The sequence below is a fragment of the Ramlibacter tataouinensis genome (assembly GCF_001580455.1).
GTDB lineage: Bacteria > Pseudomonadota > Gammaproteobacteria > Burkholderiales > Burkholderiaceae_C > Ramlibacter > Ramlibacter tataouinensis_B.
Genome location: NZ_CP010951.1, coordinates 3,316,755 through 3,333,723, shown reverse-complemented (window position 1 = coordinate 3,333,723; position 16,969 = coordinate 3,316,755). Strand labels below are relative to the sequence as shown.

Below are 16,969 nucleotides of genomic sequence, written 5' to 3'. Positions count from 1 at the left end.
CAACAACTTGCGCCAATTGATGCGCGCGGCAGCACGCGCGCCGGACGGCGTCCCTACACTGGCCGGGCCATGACCGATACCCCAGGCTTGGTCGAGCTCGAGGCGGGCGCGCTGCATGCGGCGATCGCGCCTGCCGTGGGTGGCTCGCTGGCCAGCTTGCGCGCGCGCCTGCCGGACGGACGCTGGCTCGACTGGCTGCGGCCCGCCGTCCCACGGGGCCTGGCCGATCGCCATCCGCTTGCCATGGCGAGCTTTCCGCTGCTGCCTTTCTGCGGTCCCATGCGCCACGGGCGCGCCAGCTTCGAAGGCCGCGAGATCCGCTTCCCGCCCAACCATCCCGCAGAGGATTCGCCCCACCCGCTGCACGGCATCGGCTGGCAACAGGCGTGGCAGGTCGCCGACGCGCAGCGCCAGGCGGCGCGGCTGGTGCTGACGGTCCCGGCCACGGCGGCCTGGCCCTGGCGCTTTTCAGCCGTCCAGCGCTACCAGTTGAGCGAGCAGCAACTGCGGGTCTCGATCGCGGTGACCAATGAGGACGAGGCCGCGATGCCGGCCGGCATCGGCCACCACCCCTGCTTTCCGCACATCGCCGGCACGCGCCTGCGCACCGCGGCGGCCGGCATGTGGACCACCGACCATGAAGCCCTGCCGGTGGACGTGGAGGTGAACGAGGCCGTGCGCCGGCTGCGCGAAGGCGCACTGCTGGCCGACCTGCACCTGGACAACGGCTTCACCGGCTGGGAACGCGAAGCCCTGGTCGAATGGGCCGGGGACGAAGAGGGGCCGCCGCGCAGCCTGCTCATCGAAGCCGCGCCGCCGCTGGACTTCTTCATGCTTCACAGCCCTCGCGGCTACGACCACTTCTGCCTTGCGCCGGTGAGCCAGTGCGGCGACGCACTGAACCTGGCGCCGCGCTGGGGCGCCGATGCGATCGGCGGCACGCGGCTGGAGCCGGGCGCCACGCTGGAAGCGCACTTCACGCTGACGCCGCGCTGGCGCTAGTGCCAGGCGCCCAGGTACCTGGCGCGCCTCGGCTACATTGGCGCCATGAAAGTCAAGCTGCGCCACCTGGTCCTCGCCCTCCTGGCCCTGCTCGTGCTGGCCGTGGGCGCGGGCACCGCTGCCACCTGGGCACCCGACGTCCCCGTCGAGCAACTCAAGGCGCGCTGGGCGCAGGCCCCGTCGCAGTTCGTCGAGGTGGCCGGTCTGCAGGTGCATGTGCGTGACGAAGGTCCGCGCGATGACCCCGAGCCCATCGTGCTGCTGCACGGCACGTCCGCCAGCCTGCATACCTGGGAGGGCTGGGCGCGCGAGTTGCGCACGAACCGGCGGGTCGTGCGTTTCGACCTGCCCGGCTTCGCGCTGACCGGCCCCAACGCGCAGAACGACTATTCGGTGGACCGCTACGTCGCCTTCGTGGCAGCCATGCTCAACCAGCTCCAGTTGCGGCGCGTCGTGCTCGCGGGCAACTCACTGGGCGGGCAGATCGCCTGGTCGTTCGCGGGCACCCATCCCGAGCGCGTGGCCAGGCTGGTGCTGGTGGATGCCAGCGGCTACCCGCCCGAGTCTCTGAAGAACCGGCCCTCGGTGCCGATCGGCTTTCGCATCGCGAACACGCCCGGCTTGCGCTGGCTCATGCAAAACACCCTGCCGCGCGGCGTGGTCGATAGCAGCGTGCGCAATGTCTACGGCGACCCGGCCAAGGTCACGCCCGAGCTCGTCGACCTCTACGTCGCGATGACGCTGCGCGAGGGCAATCGCAAGGCGCTGGGCCGGCGCTTCGAGCAGGGCTACACCGGCCGGACCGAACTGCTGGCCAAGATCAAGTGCCCCACCCTCATCCTCTGGGGCGGCCGCGACCGCCTGGTGCCGCTGGAATCCGGCGAACGCTTCGCCCGGGACATCGCCGACGCCCGGCTGGTGGTGCTGGACACGCTGGGCCATGTGCCACACGAAGAGGACCCGGCGGCCACCCTGCGGGAGGTCCGGCCGTTCCTGTCGAGCCCGGGCCCGGCGCCGCGACCCTGAGCTCCAGCGCGGCCGGAGCCGATCGGCGCCGGAACTTGTGGCGCGCGGCGGGACCCCACCGATGACGGGGTGCCGACGAACAGGATGAGCATGGAGCGCAAGTACGAGGTGACGCAGCCCGCGGGCGGCGTGCCCATCAAGATGTGGACGCGCGGCGTGCCGGTGGAAGACGAGGCCATGCAGCAGCTGGCCAACGCCGCCCGCCTGCCGGTCGTGTTCAGGCACATCGCGGCGATGCCGGACGTGCACCTGGGCATAGGCGCGACGGTCGGCTCGGTCATCCCCACGCTCAAGGCCATCATCCCGGCCGCGGTGGGCGTGGACATCGGCTGCGGCATGATCGCCTGCAAGACCACGCTGCATGCCAACGACCTGCCCGGCAACCTGGCGCCGCTGCGCTCGGCGATCGAGCGGGCCGTGCCGCACGGCGGCGGTCCGCGCTCGCGCGGCCGCGACCCGGGCGCCTGGGACGAGCCGCCCGACCGAGTCGACCAGGCCTGGGGCGGCCTGGCCCAGGAGTTCGAAGCCTTGTGCGAGCTGCACCCGCGGCTGCGCCAGACGAACAACCGCAAGCACCTAGGCACGCTGGGCTCGGGCAACCACTTCATCGAGGTCTGCCTGGACGAAGAGGGCTTCGTCTGGTTCATGCTGCATTCGGGCTCGCGCGGCGTCGGCAACGCGATCGGCACCCACTTCATCGCGCTGGCGAAGAAGGACGCGGAGCAGCACCAGCGCAACTTGCCGGACCGGGACCTGGCTTACTTCGAGGAAGGGGCGCGCTACTTCGGCGACTACGTGCGCGCCGTGGGCTGGGCCCAGCGCTTCGCCGCGCGCAACCGCGAGGTGATGATGGCCAACCTGATCGCCGCCGTGCGCAAGGCGGTCCGCAAGCCTTTCGACACGCACGTGGAGGCAGTGAACTGCCACCACAACTACGTGCAGCAGGAACGCCACTTCGGCGAGGACGTGTTCGTCACCCGCAAGGGCGCGGTGAGCGCCCGGCGCGGCGAGATGGGGATCATCCCGGGCAGCATGGGCGCGCGCAGCTACATCGTGCGCGGCCTGGGCAACCCCGAGAGCTTCGACAGCTGCAGCCATGGCGCCGGCCGCGTGATGAGCCGCACGCAGGCGAAGAAGCGCTTCACGGTGGCCGACCAGGTCAGGGCCACCGCCGGCGTCGAGTGCCGCAAGGACGCCGCGGTGATCGACGAGATCCCGATGGCCTACAAGGACATCGACGCCGTCATGCGGGCGCAGGCCGACCTGGTGGAAGTGGTGCACACCCTCAAGCAGGTGGTGTGCGTCAAGGGTTGAGCAGGCCAGCCCGGGAAAGAGCTGGCCGGCTGGGCGCGCCGGTCAGCCGCGCGGCGCCACGCGCGTGTCCAAGGGCTGCGGCTGGTAGTCGGGCCGGAAACGGCAACCCGCTCCCCAGGCCGGCTCGAAGCCGCGGCAGTGCTCCGCGATCCCGGCAGGCGTGGGCATGGCGCCACCGCGCGCCCATCGCGAAAGCTCAGCCAGCAGGGTGACGTAGACGACGTCGCTCAGGTAGCTGTGGGTGCGGTCCTCGGTGAAGGTCTGCACCAGGTGACCCGCGGTGCCGGCGCGCGCCATCGTCGCGCGGAAGCCGTGGTCCATCTCGACGAAGGCGGTCGGGTCGCCGATGCCATGCACGGTCAGCACCGGCACCGGGATGCGGCCGTCGGGGTCCACATCGGCGGCGAAGTCGGCCACCGCGGCCGGGTCGGCACGATAGCGCGCGACCGCCGCATTGATCGCCGCGTCGTCGTCGGAGCCGCGGTAGCGCACGCCTTCATTGCCGAACACGCTGCGTCCGCCCATGCGCTGCGCGATGTCCTGGAAATGCCAGGTCGCCCAGGACAGGTGGCCGGGGATGGAGTCGGCCGGGATGTTCAGCACCCCGGTGAGCGTGCGCAGCTTTCGCTGCTGCTCGGGCGTGCGCAGCGCGGCCGCCCGGTCCAGGCCCAGGCAGGCGTCCACGCGGCGGCGCAGCTCGCCCGGCTCCAGCTTCATGCCGGGCGGAAGCCCCATCCACAGGGGATAGCTGCCCTCCTCCGGCCGCGGATGGTTGGCGCACAGCGCCTGGTACAGCACGCGCAGGTCGAGCCGGAAATCGTAGGACTGGCTGCCGGCGAGCACGCCACTGGAGAGCAGCACGGCGTTGTAAGGCCGCCGACCCTGCCCGTCGTCCGTGTACATCGAGGCGCCCACGGCGGCAACCGCAGCGCCCCACGACTGCCCGTGCAGCAGCGTGAGGCGCGGCTGCGCGACATGCAGCCGGAAGATGCGCCGCAGGCGCTCGGTGTCCTCGGCCGCCGCGCGGACGGCAACGCCGCCCTGGCGGAAGCTGGAACCCGCCCAGGCATACCCGGCCTTCACGACGACCGCCCAGCGCTTCAGGTCTTCGGCGGTGCGCTCCAGCGTGGGCGCGCCGAGCGTAGGACCGCCGTGCGCGTGCAGCACCAGCGTGCCGTTCCACTGCGCAGGGACGGCGACCAGGTAGAAGGCACCCGCCGAGTCTCGCCCCTGCAGGCAGCGGGCGTCCTGCGGGAGTTCCGCCGGACAGCTCGCGGCCCGCGGTGCGGACTCCTGCGGGTCGGCGGAGCCATGGGCGCAACCGGCCAGGGCCAGCGCGAGGGCAAAGGGAAGCAGCGAACGCATGACGGCTCTCAGTAGCGAAGGCCGAGCTCAAAACTGCCGCCGTCATCGGGAATCCAGCCCGACCAGCCCGCGCTGAACAGCAGCAGGCCGTTGCGGCCGCCGGTGGCGCGGACGACGCCGAGCACCGGGTTGTCGAAGGCGAGCGCGGACGTCGCGCTTCCTGCCGTATAGCTGCTGCCGCTCACGCTGGCACTGCCGGCGCTGCCCCCGGTGCCCAGCGTCGCATAGCTGCCGTCGGCCGTGCCCGGCAACAGGGTCTGCTGGGGCGCGTACAGGCGCATGCCGTAGCTGGTGGCCGACTCGCGCCACAGCACGAGGGGCACGTAGCTGCTGCCCACCTTGCCCGCGACGACCGAGCCCGAGAGCGTGCCACCGGTGGTGGTCGCCCCGCCGGTGGGCGAGGTGGCCCGCAGGTCGAAGGCATTGCGCGCCGCGTTCCAGGTGATGTAGCCCTTGGTGGTGTTCGTGCAGGCCGGATCGTAGGTGATGAACTGGCCGCTCGTGGGGTCCTGGCAGCTCTGGAAGGTGCCGGCGTTGCGCAGGCGCGCCGACGCCGCGTAGCTCGCGGCCGTGCCGCTGCTGCCGTACTGGACGCCGATCACGTTGTAGATGTTCGCGACGGTGTTGAACACCGTGGGGTTGGACGCGTTGTCGAAGGTGCTGGCGAAGGCCACCACCGGCAGGGCGCTGTTGCCCGAGGGCGCCGCGATGCCGGCTTGCAGCGCGCCGCCGGCGCCGAAGCTGAACACCGCCCCGTTCTCCGCGCTGGAGTAGCTGCAGTTGCCCAAGGGCAGCAGCACGCCGTTGCGCTTGGTGCCGGCCGTGCGCTGCAGGCTGGCATCGACGGTGATCGTGTACGCCGGCCCGGCCGGATCGATGCGCACAGTCAGCTCCTCGCCGAAGGCGTCGCCGCCCTTGTAGTCCGTCACTGCGCCGGGCAGGTTGGGGCAGGCCAGCGGGTCGGTCGTTTCCTGCACGCAGCTGAAGTTCACCGCGGCGTCCAGGCTGCCGCTGCCCTTGTACTTGGGCCAGCTGGGGTACTGGCACAACGGGCGCGTACGACCGAAGGTTGCAGCCACGCTGTCCGTCACGACGGGCGTGGAAGGCGCAAGGCCCCGTTCCACCCAGTTCTCCAGCGCCGCGAGCGAATCCCAGGACGGGATGAACACGCCGGTGCCGTGACCCATGCCGGGGACGGTGTAGAAGCGCACGCCTTGATTCGCCGCAGCCTGGCCGACGGTCGCGACGACGCGCTGGTAGTAGTCGATGGTGGAGTTGTTGCTGATCACCTCGTCGGCCAGCCCGTGCAGCAGGATCAGCCGGCCGCCGCGCGCGAGGAAGGGGCGCAGGTCCGGGTTCGCGGCATCGGTGAGGGCCGACACGTCCACGACGCGCTGCGTCCACGCGCCGGGGGCGAGCGGATCGAAGGTGAGCGCATCGAAGGCGGGCTGGCGCGTGACGAAGAACTTCACCCACTGGTCGCCCGTCACGTACATGTTCGCGTCGGCGGAAGTCGCCGGGTTGGCGGGCACGCGCCGCGTGCCGAGGTCGCGCGTGGTGAAGGGACCGGCGACCAGCGTGCCTTCCAGGATGTTGAGGCCACCGGCCTTGGTGACGCCATTCGCCAGCGCGTAGTTGCTGAAATTCAGCGGCGACTCGATGGTGCGCACCGTGTCGAGCTGCGCGTCGGACAGGCAGGTGTCGCCGAGGTCGGCGCCGCCCGCGCAGCGCAGCGAGGCGAGCACTTGCGTGTTCAGCTGCCGGCAGCTCTCCACGTTGCTCACGATGCCGTCGGAGGCGCCGTCGAGGCGGTCGCAGACGCCCAGCACGGTCCGTTGCACCAGCAGCGTCTTGGCCACGTTCATCCAGCCGGCGCCCCCGTTGTTGTAGAGGGCCCGCCCGACGGCCACGTTGTGCAGGCGCGTTCCGGTGTAGTTCAGCGCCGGCTCGTTGGCGACCACGCCGTCGTAGTCCGCCGGCCAGCGCTGGATCGCCGTGAGCGCGTCGCGCCCGCCGGTGGAGGTGCCGAGGAAATAGGATTTCGTCACACCCTTGCCGTAGCGCAGCGTGAGCAGGGCCATCGCCACGTCGTGCGTCTTCTTCAGCGAGTTGCCGCCGTAGTTGGCGAGCGCCTCGTCATTCGCAGCGAAGGCGCCGTCCGTGATGCTGCTGCTCTGGTGGCCGCTGTCGTCGCCGTAAGTGGCGTAGCCCAGGGCCAGCGGCGCGGGCTTGTCGGGCGGCCCGAAGCGCAGTTGCTCCGTGCCCTCGATCAGGATGCCGTCGAAGCCGCCGCCTCCGAACTGGATGGATTTGCCGTTCCACGCCTCGGGCAGGTTCACCGCGAATTTGATACGGGGAGACGCCGGATCCACCGGCGCGATGGAGCCGCGCACGCGGCAGTAGGCGCCCAGCGAGTTGCCGGCCGCGTCGGCCGCCACCGGGGTGGCGCTGTCGACCGTCGCGCCTCCTGTCGGCAGGCCGATGGCGGAGGCCGCGATCGTGCGGCCGGCGAGCGCCGCGCAGGCCACTTGCTGCACTTCGGGCGGCGGCGGCGGATCCGCCGACACGGGGCTGCTTTCGCCGCCGCCCCCGCAGGACGCGAGCAAGATGGCGATGAAAGCGAGTGCGGGCAGGCGCGGCGCTTGGCCGCGCCCCGGACGCTGGGGCATGGTTGTCTCCTGTGACTGACTTCCGGTTCAAGGGCCGGCTGGCTGCGAACGATAGGGAGGCAACTCCATAAGGTCAAATACAATGAACAGCGGATCTGCAGACGAAAATCGTATGCAGCCGCCCGCCGCCCGTTCATGGACCTCAAGCACCTTCGTTACTTCGTGGCCGTCGCCGAGACCGGGCACATCACGCGCGCCGCCCAGCGCCTCGGCATGCAGCAGCCGCCCCTGAGCCAGCAGATCCGCGCACTCGAGGAAAGCCTGGGCACCGCGCTGTTCCACCGTCATCCCAAGGGCGTGACGCTCACCGACAGCGGCCAGCTGCTGCTGGAGGACAGCCGCCGCCTGCTGCAAGAGGCGGAGGCGGTGCGCTCGCGCATGCACGCCGTCGCCGCCGGCCACGCGGGCGTCCTCGCCGTCGGCTTCACCAGCTCCGCCGCCTCGCATGCCTTCACGCCCCAGGTCCTGCGCGCCTGCCGCCGGGCCTATCCCGACATCGCGCTGCAGATCCGCGAGGATCACGCCGCCGGCCTCACCGAGGCGGTCGCTGCGGGCCGGCTGCACTGCGGTTTCCTGCGCGTGCCGGTCGAGCGGCCGCCGGGGCTGCGGTTTGAAACGCTGCTGCGCGAGCCCGTGCTCGTGGCCTTGCCGGTGGGCCACCCGCTGCTCGCGCGCAAGGGACGCGGGCTGGCGCTGCCGCTGATGCGCGATGAGGCTTTCATCCTCGTGCGGCAAAGCGGCGCGCCCGGCCTCTACGCGCAGTTGCTCGCCCTGTGCGAGGACCAGGGGTTCACGCCCTCGGTCAAGCACGAGGTCTCGCGCATGATGACGGCACTGAACCTCGTCGCTGCTGGCGAAGGCATCACGATCGTGCCGGCCTCGATGCGCGGCGCGCACCCGGATGCCATCGAGTACCGGCCGCTGGCCGGCGCGCGCAGCCTGGATGCGCCGCTCACGCTGGTCTACCGTGAGTCCGAATTGCGCGGACCCTTGCAGTCGTTCGTGAAGCTGGCGCGCGACGCCGCACCGCGCGGCGGGGCGCGCTGATGCGACGCCGGCAGGTCCTCGGCGCGGCGGCGGCCGCGGCCACCGCTCCCATCCGCAGCTGGGGCGCCGGTGTCGTGCGGCTCATGGTCGCCTATCCGCCCGGCGGCGTCAGCGACCAGGTGGCGCGGATGCTGGCCGAACGACTCGGACCCGAGCTGGGCACCACGGTGATCGTGGAAAACCGGCCCGGCGCCGGCGGCGGCGTCGCGCTGGCGCAGCTCGCGGTCGCCCGTGCCGACGGGCGCACGCTCGCGTTCTCGGCGATCAGCCCGCTGGCGCTGTCGCCGCACTTCGGCACGCCGCTGCCCCGCGTGGCGCCGGTGAGCGGCGTGATGCACACACCCTTGTTGCTGGTCGGCACGCCGGCGCTCGCGGCGAGCGGTTTCGCAGACATGGTGCGGCTGGCGCGCGGCAATGCGCCTCTGCGCTGGGCGACCTCGGGCGTGGGCACCATCGGCCACCTCGCGCTGGAGCACATGCGCAGCCGGCACCACCTGGCGCTGGTGCACATCCCCTACAGCGGGGGCGCGCCGCAGCTGCAGGATGCGCTCGCGGGACGTTTCGAGCTGCTGTCCACCAATCTCGCGCCGCTGCAGATCGAGTACGTGCGCGCCGGCCGGCTGACGCCGCTCGCACTGGGGGCGCCGCAGCGCTCGGCCCTGCTGCCGCAGGTCCCCACCTTCGCCGAGGTCGCCAGCCCGGCGGCGCATCTCACCTCGCTGTTCGGCGTGTTCGCGCCGGAAGGAACGCCGGCCGAAACGGTCGCGCTGCTCAATGCCGCCTGTGCCCGGGTGCTGGTGCAGCCCGGGTTCCAGCGCCTTCTGGCGGACGCGGGCAACCTGCCGGCCACGGGCAGCGCCCACGCGTTCGCGCGCGAGATCGAGCGGCAGTCCGCGGCGAACGCGAAGCTCGTCGAGACACTGCAGCGCTGACCGGGCTCGCCTGGCCGGCGATGGCCGGCGCCCGCGCTTTCAGTGCGCCTTCTTGGTCCCGAGCTTGGATTCCTTGCCCTGCAGCAGCCGGTAGATGTTCTCGCGGTGCCGCCAGGCCAGCAGCAGCGCCATCAGGAACAGCGCGGTGGCCACGCGGGCGTCGGCATACCAGGCGACGTGGTCGCCCAGCAGGTAGTACATGGGGGCGAACGCGGCCGCCACCAGCGAGGCCAGCGAGGAGTAGCGGAAGAAGAAGGCGATGATCAGCCAGCTGGCCGCGGTCGCCAGGCCCAGCACCCAATCGATGCCGAACACCACGCCGATGAAGGTGGCCACGCCCTTGCCGCCCTGGAAGCGGAAGAACACCGGGTACAGGTGGCCGAGGAAAGCGGCCAGGCCCACCATGGCCAGGGTGCCCTCCTGCAAGCCGTAAGGCGGGCCGAAGAACTTGACCAGCAGCACCGGCACCAGGCCCTTGAAGGCATCGAGCAGCAGCGTGACGATCGCGGCCGCCTTGCTGCCGGAGCGCAGCACGTTTGTGGCGCCCGGGTTCTTGCTGCCGAAGGTGCGGGGATCGGACAAGCCCATCACCTTGCTCACGATCACTGCGAAGGCGAGCGAGCCCAGGAGGTAGGCGGCGATGGCGGCGAGGATGGGATAGAGCGCTTGCACGGCCGCTATTCTGCCAGCGCGCAGTTCACGGCTTTGGCCTGCAGCAGTTGCACGCAGACCTGGGGCGCGATGCCCACCAGGTAGCCGCGCCGGCCGCCGTTGATCAGGATGCGCGGCAGCGCGAGGATGCTCCCCTCGATGTACACCGGCATGGGCTTGCGGGTGCCGAAGGGCGAGGTGCCGCCCACCAGGTAGCCGCTGTGGCGGTTGGCCACTTCGGGCTTGCAAGGCTCCACCGACTTGGCGCCGATCTGGCGCGCCAGGTTCTTGGTCGACACGGTGCGGTTGCCGTGCATCAGGATGACCAGCGGCCGCGCCTTCTCGTCTTCCATGATCAGCGTCTTGACCACCGCGAACGGGTCCCAGCCCAGCGCCTGCGCGCTGTGCTGGGCGCCGCCGTGCTCCAGGTACTCGTAGGGATGTTCGCTGAAGTCGACGCCGGCCGTCTTCAGCAGCGCCGTCGCCGGCGTTTCGCTGACATGGGCCTTCTTGGCCATTACGCGGCCAGGTCGCGCATGCGCCAGCGCAGCTTGTCGATCTCGGCCAGCAGCTCGGGCGGCAAGGTGGTGCCGAAGGCGTCCAGGTCTTCGTCGAGCTGCGCCAGCGAGGTCACGCCGATGATGGTGCTGGCCACCACCCACTTGGTGTAGCAGTAGGCCAGCGCCATGCGCGCCGGCGTCAGGCCGTGCTCGCGCGCGAGCTGGTTGTACTGGCGCGCCGCGGCCAGCGCGTCCTCGCGGCCCCAGCGGCCGGCCCGCACCGAGGCGAACTTGCCGATCCGCGCGTCGCGCGGCGTGGCCGGGCCGTCCAGGCCCGAGTCGTCGTACTTGCCCGTGAGCAGCCCGAAGCCGAGCGGCGAGTACGCCAGCAGGGACACGCCCAGCCGGTGCAGGCTCTCGTCCAGGCCGTTCTCCACCGAGCGGTTGATCAGGCAGTACGGGTTCTGCACCGTGGCCACGCGCGGCAGGCCATGCTGCTGCGCCAGCCGCACGAACTCGTGCAGGCCATAGGGCGTCTCGTTCGACAGGCCGATGTGGCGAATCTTGCCCTGCTTCACCAGGCGGCCCAGCGCCTCGAGCTGCTCGTGGATCGAGGTCTGCGTGCGCTCCTTGGCGGGGTCGTAGTACAGGGCGCCGAACATGGGCACGTTGCGCTCCGGCCAGTGGATCTGGTAGAGGTCGATGACCTCGGTCTGCAGGCGCCGGAGCGACTGCTCGCAGGACGCGAGGATGTCTGCGGCGGTCATCCCGGAGCCCTCGCGCACCCAGGGCATGCCGCGCGAGGGGCCGGCCACCTTGGTCGCCAGCACCACCTTGGCGCGCAGGCCGGGGTTGGCCTTGAACCAGTTGCCGATGATGGTCTCGGTGGCGCCGTAGGTCTCGGCGCGCGCCGGCACGGCATACATCTCCGCCGTGTCGAGGAAGTTGACGCCGCGTTCCACGGCGCGCGACAGGATGGCGTGGGCATCCGCCTCGCCGACCTGCTCGCCGAAGGTCATGGTGCCGAGGCAGACGGGGGTGACGTGCAGGTCGCTCTGGCCGAGCTGGATCTTGCGCATGTTGTTGACTGCAGGAAAGCCGGTGAAGGGCGCGATCTTAGCCCTGAGCCCTTATCCCTCAAGTACGCTCGAAATCGATGAACCCCTGCCGGGGATCGACGGACACCAGGCGCACCTTCAGCGCATCGCCGACGTCCGCGTCTTCGAAGCCGCGCACCAGGCGCCCTTCCACCAGGGGCCGCGTGATGCGCACGAACACGCCCTTGGGCGACGCGCCGGTGACCAGCGCCTCAAAGGTTTCGCCGATGCGGCCTTGCAGCAGCAGCGCGGCCGCCGCCTTGAGCACCGTGCGCTCCACCCGCGTCGCATTGTCCTCTTGCAAGGTGCAGTGGCGCGCGATGGCCGACAGCTGGCCGAACGAATACGGCGGCGCCTCGCCGCGCAGCGCGGCCTTCACCAGCCGCTGGGTGACCAGGTCGGGGTAGCGCCGGTTGGGCGCCGTGGAGTGCGCGTAGTCGTTGACCGCCAGGCCGAAGTGCGCCGGGCCGGCCGCGCCTGCCGGGGTGGCGCTGTACTCGCCCGAGCCGAGCATCTTGAGCACCTTGAGCGACAGGTCGGCGAAGCCCTCGGGATCGGCCTGGCGGCGCGCGCACAGGAAGCGGTCGAGCGCGACGGCGTCGGGTTCCGCCGGCAAGCTGACGCCGTGGGACGCCGCCAGCGCCTCGATGCGGTCCCAGCGCCGCGGCGCCTGCAGGAAACGGCGCAGCGAAGGGAAGCCGCTCTGCACCAGGAAGTGCGCCGTCGCCGCATTGGCCGCGATCATCAGGTCGGCGATCAGGTCCTTGGCGCGGTTCTTCTCGTCGGGCTGGATGTCCACCAGGCGGCCCGCATCGTCGAACAGCGGCCGGGCCGAAAGCGACTTCAGGTTGAGCGCGCCGCGCTCCTGGCGGCGGCGGCGCAGGCGCTGCGCGACCTCGTCGTGCAGCCGCAGCTGCTCGTCCAAGCCCGGCACGCCGGCCAGCGGCGCGGGGGCCGGGCCTTCGCCGTCGAGCCAGCGCGACACACCGCCGTAGGCCAGCTTGGCGCGATTGATCACCACCGCCCGCGCCAGCCGCGCCGACGACACGCTGCCGTCGGTTTCCACCTGCAGGTCGATGACGACCGCGAAGCGCTCCTCGCCTTCGTTCAGCGAGGTGAGGTCGGTGGACAGGCGCTCCGGCAGCATGGGGAACACGCCGGCCGCGGTGTAGACCGAGGTCGTGTTGCCGGCCGCATGCGCCTCGACGGCGCCGCTCGCGCCGACGCTGCCGGCGACGTCGGCCACGGCCACCAGCAGCCGGGTGGCGCCGCCCGGCAGCGCCTGCGCCACCGACAGCTGGTCGAGGTCACGCGTGTCGTCGTTGTCGATCGAGAACCAGGTGAGCGCGCGCAGGTCTTCCACGCCCGTTCCCGCCGCCACCGCGACATGGCGCGCCGCCTCGGCCTCCTGCAGGGCCTGCGGCGCGAAAGCCGGCTCCAGCCCGCGCTCGCGCATCGTCGCGTCGGCGAAGGTGCGGAGGTCCGGCAGGCCGTTAGGGGTCATGACCGGCGCGCCTTCTCTTCCTCGCGCAGCCGCAGCACGCGCCGCTGCACCTTGCCCGTGGTCGTCATGGGGAGCGCGTCGATGAACTCGATCTCCTTCGGGTACTCGTAGGGGGCCAGCTTGCCGCGCACATGCAGCTGCAGTTCCTCCACCAGCCTGTCGTCGCCCTGCACGCCCGGCGCCAGCACGACGAAAGCCTTGACCACCGCGCCGCGCTCCGGGTCCGGCTTGGGCACGACGGCCGCGTTCACCACCGCCGGGTGCTTGACCAGGCAGTTCTCGATCTCGCTCGGGCCGATGCGGTAGCCGGCGGCCTTGAACACGTCATCCGCGCGGCCCTGGTACCACAGGTAGCCATCCTCGTCGCGCGTGGCCAGGTCGCCGGTGCGGCACCAGTCGCCGGTGAACTTGGCGCGCGTGGCCTCGTCCTTCTTCCAGTAGCCGAGGAAGAAGATCGGGTCGGGATCGCCATGCACGTCGTAGCGGTTGACCGCGACGTCGCCTGGCACGCCGACCGGGCACTCGTTGCCCTGGTCGTCGATCACCGCGACGCGGTGGCCCGGGTAGGGCCGGCCCATGCTGCCGGGCCGCGCGGGCCAGCCGACAAGCTCCCGATGCGCCGTCAATCCGCCGCCGGGCCGCCCCAAGGCGGGTTGGGCCCCCTCGGGGGGCAGCGAACCACGCGAAGCGGGGAGCGCGGGGGTCCATTCCATGGCGTTGTTGCCGACCACGTAGTTCATCTCGGTCTGGCCGAACATCTCGTTGACGATCACGCCGAGCTGGTCGCGGCAGTAGGCGAACACCGCGTCGCCTACCGCCTCGCCCGCGCTCATCAGGCCCTGCAGCTTCAGCCGGAAGCGCCGGCGCGGCTCGGGATAGGCCTTCATCATCGCCTTGAGCGCCGTGGGAAACAGGAAGCTGTGCGTGACGCCGTGCTCCTGCATCAGCGTGAAAGCCAGCTCCGGGCTGAAGCGGCCGTTGTAGGCCACGATCGGGCGGCCGAAGTACAGCGATGGCAGCAGCGCATCCATCAAGCCGCCGGTCCAGGCCCAGTCAGCCGGGCTCCAGAAAACGGCCTGGCTGTCGGCGCGCGCGGCCTGGGGGTCGAAGCCGAACCAGTTCTGGCTGCACACGAAGCCCGGCAGGTTGCCGATCAGCGCGCGGTGCGGGATCAGGGCGCCCTTGGGCGGGCCGGTCGTGCCGCTGGTGTAGATCAGCACGGCGCCCTCGTCCGCCTTGGTCTCGACGGGGTCGAAGTGCGACCCCTGGCGCGGCAGCTCCCAGCCGAAGTTCAGGTCGGCCTGCACGGCGGCGGCGCCCACGCCGATCACGTGGCGCAGCGCCGCGCAGCGGCTTCGCACCTCGGCGATCGCCGCGAAGGCGTTCTCGTCGCAGATCGCGACCACCGCATCGCTGTCCTGCAGCCGGTATTCGAGCGCCTCGGGACCGAACAAGATCGACAGCGGCATCGCCACCGCGCCCATCTGGAACACCGCCATGTAGGCCACCGCGGTCTCGAAGCGCTGCGGCAGCACGATGGCGACGCGGTCGCCGCGTTTCACGCCCAGCGAAGTCAGCAGGTTGCTGGTGGCGTTGGCCCGCGCCTGCAACTCCGTGAAGCTCAGCGTCGAGTCGTCACCGCGCGCGCCGTGGGCATGGATGGCCACGCGACGGGCGGCGCCGGGCGCGGCGGCCCAGCGGGCGGAACACACCTGCGCGATGTTGAAGCGTTCGGGCACATGCCAGCCGAACTGGGCGTGCATGCGCGCGTGGTTGTCCCGGCCTCGACTGACGCTCATCGCTCGTCTCCCCAATAATCGCCCGAATGTACCAAGTGAAGAATGCCTGCCGCAGCGAGTTTGTCCGCATCCGCCACCTCGACTACCACGTGCTGCAGTGGGGCGTGCCGGGACCGGGCAAGACGCCGCTGGTGATGGTCCACGGCTGGATGGATGTGGCGGCTTCGTGGCAGTTCGTGGTCGACGCCTTCGCGCAGGACCACTACATCGTGGCGCCCGACTGGCGCGGCTTCGGCCTGACCGAGGCCGCGCCCTGCGACAACTACTGGTTTCCCGACTACCTGGCCGACCTCGATTGCCTGCTCGACCACTATGCGCAGGATGCCGCCGTGAACCTGGTGGGCCACAGCATGGGCGGCAACATCGCCATGCTGTACTCGGGTTCGCGGCCGGAGCGCATCCGCCGGCTGGTGAACCTGGAAGGCTTCGGCATGGCGGTGACGCGTCCGGAGCAGGCGCCGCGGCGCTACGCCAAGTGGATGGACGAACTCAAGGCGCTGCATCGCGGCGAGATGGCGCTCAAGAGCTACGACTCGGCCGCCGGCGTGGCGCGGCGCCTGATGAAGACCAATCGCCGGCTGGGCCAGGACAAGGCCGACTGGCTCGCCACACACTGGGCCCGGCCCGATGCCGACGGCACTTGGCGCATCCTGGGCGACCCGGCCCACAAGATCATCAACGCCCAGCTGTACCGCGTGGACGAGGTGCTCGAGATCTACAAGTCGATCGGCGCGCCCACCCTGGCCGTGGAAGCCAGCGACGACAGCCTGGCGCAGTGGTGGGAAGGCAAGTTCACGCTGGCCGAGTTCCATGAGCGCCTCAAGTGCGTGCCCGACTGCCGCATCACCCGGGTGGATGACGCCGGGCACATGCTGCACCACGACCAGCCGGCGCAAGTGGCCCGGCTGATCGAGGATTTCATCGGCTAGCCCCAGCTGAAGCCCAGCCTTTCCGCCTTCCTGCGGATGAGGAAAATTACCGCTGTGCCTCACCAGCTCGGCGTAGGAGGTAACAACGCTTGATGTAGGACTGCGCCGACTCTACCCTGCCGTCACTGGTTGTGATCGGGGTGACGGATGCGTAGGAAATGTTGGGGACTATTGCTGGCCTGCCTGGTGCCTTTCGCGGCATCCGCCGATGAGCTTGGCGATGGACTGGCGACCCTGTGGGAAGTGCTGTGGCACCAGAGCGGCACGCCCACGCGCATCGTCCGCTGGGAGAACGACATCCGCGTGCGCTTTTCCGGCATCAACGTCGATGCGCACCGCGAGCACACCCTGCAGGCGCTGCGCGCCGTCACCGGCGAAGCGAACGTCAAGCTGATCGACGTCACCGGCCAGCCGGATGAGAAGACTGCCAACCTGACGGTCGAGATCACGCCCGACGACCAGCTCGAAGACAACCAGCCCTGCGTCACCTACCTCAACTTCAAGGTCGAGACCCGGATCGATTCGGGCCGCGTCCAGATGCGCGACCGCGACGCCTGGCGCTGCGCCCACCACGAGGCGATGCATGTCATGGGCGTGCGCGGCCATCCCGCCGGGCAAACGGTGCTGAGCTACTTTCCATGGAAGATCGACGGACTGCTGCCCCTGGACCGGGTGATGCTGCGCGCCTGGTACTCGCCGCGCATGGCCGGCGGCATGACGCCCTTCGAGGCCCTGCCGGTGCTGGCCGACGAACTGGTCGCCACGGTGCCGGCCGAGCAGCGCCAGGCCGCGGCGCAGGCGCGCGACGCCTTCTTCGCCAACACCATCCGTCAGATGCACGCCTATGCCACCGGCCAGGGCGACGTGCCCGCGGTGGTCAAGCGCTCGGGCAAGTCCACCGGCGAAGGCATCCGCTTCGGCCGCAGCGAAATGAGTTACTTCCTCGGCATCGCCTACCTGGAAGGCGCCACCGTCACGCGTGACGCCACCGAGGCGGTGCGCTGGCTGGAACGCGCCGCCACCCTGGGCAACCGCGGCGCGCAGGCCAAGCTGGGCGCCTTCAGGTAGCCCTCTCCCGCTCGGGGCCGCGGCCAGCGCGGCGTGAGAGAATTCCCGGCTTTCCGGAAACTCTCT

General features: G+C 70.7%; 14 protein-coding genes. 7 read left to right on the top strand and 7 right to left on the bottom strand.

From position 1 onward, the window contains the following. Positions 1–69: 69 nt before the first annotated feature. The 3 genes from UC35_RS15600 to UC35_RS15590 all read left to right on the top strand — a co-directional run bounded on the left by UC35_RS15600 (position 70) and on the right by UC35_RS15590 (position 3,342). A complete protein-coding gene (locus UC35_RS15600; RefSeq protein WP_061501275.1) occupies positions 70–1,002 on the top strand; it encodes an aldose 1-epimerase in 933 nt (310 codons plus the stop codon). A gap of 45 nt (positions 1,003–1,047) precedes the next feature. Beyond that, a complete protein-coding gene (locus UC35_RS15595; protein ID WP_061501273.1) occupies positions 1,048–2,028 on the top strand; it encodes an alpha/beta fold hydrolase in 981 nt (326 codons plus the stop codon). Positions 2,029–2,118: 90 nt separating this feature from the next. Further along, a complete protein-coding gene (locus UC35_RS15590; protein ID WP_061501271.1) occupies positions 2,119–3,342 on the top strand; it encodes an RtcB family protein in 1,224 nt (407 codons plus the stop codon). Between the two features lie 42 nt (positions 3,343–3,384). Here UC35_RS15590 and UC35_RS15585 read toward each other — a convergent pair whose 3' ends face one another. After that, a complete protein-coding gene (locus UC35_RS15585; protein WP_061501269.1) occupies positions 3,385–4,707 on the bottom strand; it encodes a hypothetical protein in 1,323 nt (440 codons plus the stop codon). Between the two features lie 8 nt (positions 4,708–4,715). Further along, entirely contained in the window at positions 4,716–7,376 is a 2,661-nt protein-coding gene (locus tag UC35_RS23210) for a tannase/feruloyl esterase family alpha/beta hydrolase (protein ID WP_082793285.1), read from the bottom strand. Positions 7,377–7,511: 135 nt separating this feature from the next. Here UC35_RS23210 and UC35_RS15575 point away from each other — a divergent pair, with 135 nt between their 5' ends. After that, complete coding sequence (locus tag UC35_RS15575; protein ID WP_061501267.1) at positions 7,512–8,423, top strand: LysR family transcriptional regulator; 912 nt, start codon at positions 7,512–7,514, stop codon at positions 8,421–8,423. Further along, positions 8,423–9,355: a tripartite tricarboxylate transporter substrate binding protein gene (locus UC35_RS15570; RefSeq protein ID WP_061501265.1), complete on the top strand. Its 933-nt coding sequence runs from the start codon at positions 8,423–8,425 to the stop codon at positions 9,353–9,355. The genes UC35_RS15575 and UC35_RS15570 overlap by 1 nt, the downstream gene beginning before the upstream one ends. A gap of 39 nt (positions 9,356–9,394) precedes the next feature. Here the strand turns inward: UC35_RS15570 and plsY are convergent, their stop codons facing one another. The 5 genes from plsY to UC35_RS15545 are packed head-to-tail and all read right to left on the bottom strand — an operon-like array spanning position 9,395 to position 14,906. After that, entirely contained in the window at positions 9,395–10,027 is a 633-nt protein-coding gene (gene plsY, locus UC35_RS15565; RefSeq protein WP_061501263.1) for a glycerol-3-phosphate 1-O-acyltransferase PlsY, read from the bottom strand. Positions 10,028–10,032: 5 nt separating this feature from the next. Then, entirely contained in the window at positions 10,033–10,524 is a 492-nt protein-coding gene (locus tag UC35_RS15560; RefSeq protein WP_061501261.1) for an aminoacyl-tRNA deacylase, read from the bottom strand. Continuing rightward, complete coding sequence (locus tag UC35_RS15555; RefSeq protein ID WP_061501259.1) at positions 10,524–11,585, bottom strand: aldo/keto reductase; 1,062 nt, start codon at positions 11,583–11,585, stop codon at positions 10,524–10,526. Before UC35_RS15555 ends, UC35_RS15560 begins: the two co-directional genes overlap by 1 nt. 58 nt (positions 11,586–11,643) lie before the next feature. Further along, positions 11,644–13,107, bottom strand: coding sequence for an RNB domain-containing ribonuclease (locus UC35_RS15550; RefSeq protein WP_061501257.1), 1,464 nt, complete (start codon positions 13,105–13,107; stop codon positions 11,644–11,646). Next, the gene (locus UC35_RS15545) at positions 13,104–14,906 is read right to left on the bottom strand and encodes an acyl-CoA synthetase (protein ID WP_061501255.1); all 1,803 of its coding nucleotides are present in this window, start codon (positions 14,904–14,906) and stop codon (positions 13,104–13,106) included. The genes UC35_RS15550 and UC35_RS15545 overlap by 4 nt, the downstream gene beginning before the upstream one ends. Before the next feature lie 26 nt (positions 14,907–14,932). Between UC35_RS15545 and UC35_RS15540 the strand changes: the two genes are divergently transcribed. Both UC35_RS15540 and UC35_RS15535 read left to right on the top strand, forming a co-directional pair. Continuing rightward, on the top strand, positions 14,933–15,835 hold the full coding sequence (locus UC35_RS15540; RefSeq protein ID WP_061501253.1) for an alpha/beta fold hydrolase: 903 nt from the start codon (positions 14,933–14,935) through the stop codon (positions 15,833–15,835). Between the two features lie 171 nt (positions 15,836–16,006). Further along, positions 16,007–16,903: a DUF2927 domain-containing protein gene (locus UC35_RS15535; protein WP_061501251.1), complete on the top strand. Its 897-nt coding sequence runs from the start codon at positions 16,007–16,009 to the stop codon at positions 16,901–16,903. Positions 16,904–16,969: the final 66 nt, after the last annotated feature.

Bases quoted from the DNA above. Each gene is read 5' to 3' on its own strand.
- UC35_RS15560 (WP_061501261.1), bottom strand. From the start codon at position 10,524: ATGGCCAAGAAGGCCCATGTCAGCGAAACGCCGGCGACGGCGCTGCTG.
- UC35_RS15540 (WP_061501253.1), top strand. From the start codon at position 14,933: ATGTACCAAGTGAAGAATGCCTGCCGCAGCGAGTTTGTCCGCATCCGC.
- UC35_RS15570 (WP_061501265.1), top strand. From the start codon at position 8,423: ATGCGACGCCGGCAGGTCCTCGGCGCGGCGGCGGCCGCGGCCACCGCT.
- UC35_RS15600 (WP_061501275.1), top strand. From the start codon at position 70: ATGACCGATACCCCAGGCTTGGTCGAGCTCGAGGCGGGCGCGCTGCAT.
- UC35_RS15595 (WP_061501273.1), top strand. From the start codon at position 1,048: ATGAAAGTCAAGCTGCGCCACCTGGTCCTCGCCCTCCTGGCCCTGCTC.
- UC35_RS15585 (WP_061501269.1), bottom strand. From the start codon at position 4,707: ATGCGTTCGCTGCTTCCCTTTGCCCTCGCGCTGGCCCTGGCCGGTTGC.
- UC35_RS15575 (WP_061501267.1), top strand. From the start codon at position 7,512: ATGGACCTCAAGCACCTTCGTTACTTCGTGGCCGTCGCCGAGACCGGG.
- UC35_RS15545 (WP_061501255.1), bottom strand. From the start codon at position 14,906: ATGAGCGTCAGTCGAGGCCGGGACAACCACGCGCGCATGCACGCCCAG.
- UC35_RS23210 (WP_082793285.1), bottom strand. From the start codon at position 7,376: ATGCCCCAGCGTCCGGGGCGCGGCCAAGCGCCGCGCCTGCCCGCACTC.
- UC35_RS15590 (WP_061501271.1), top strand. From the start codon at position 2,119: ATGGAGCGCAAGTACGAGGTGACGCAGCCCGCGGGCGGCGTGCCCATC.
- UC35_RS15555 (WP_061501259.1), bottom strand. From the start codon at position 11,585: ATGCGCAAGATCCAGCTCGGCCAGAGCGACCTGCACGTCACCCCCGTC.
- UC35_RS15550 (WP_061501257.1), bottom strand. From the start codon at position 13,107: ATGACCCCTAACGGCCTGCCGGACCTCCGCACCTTCGCCGACGCGACG.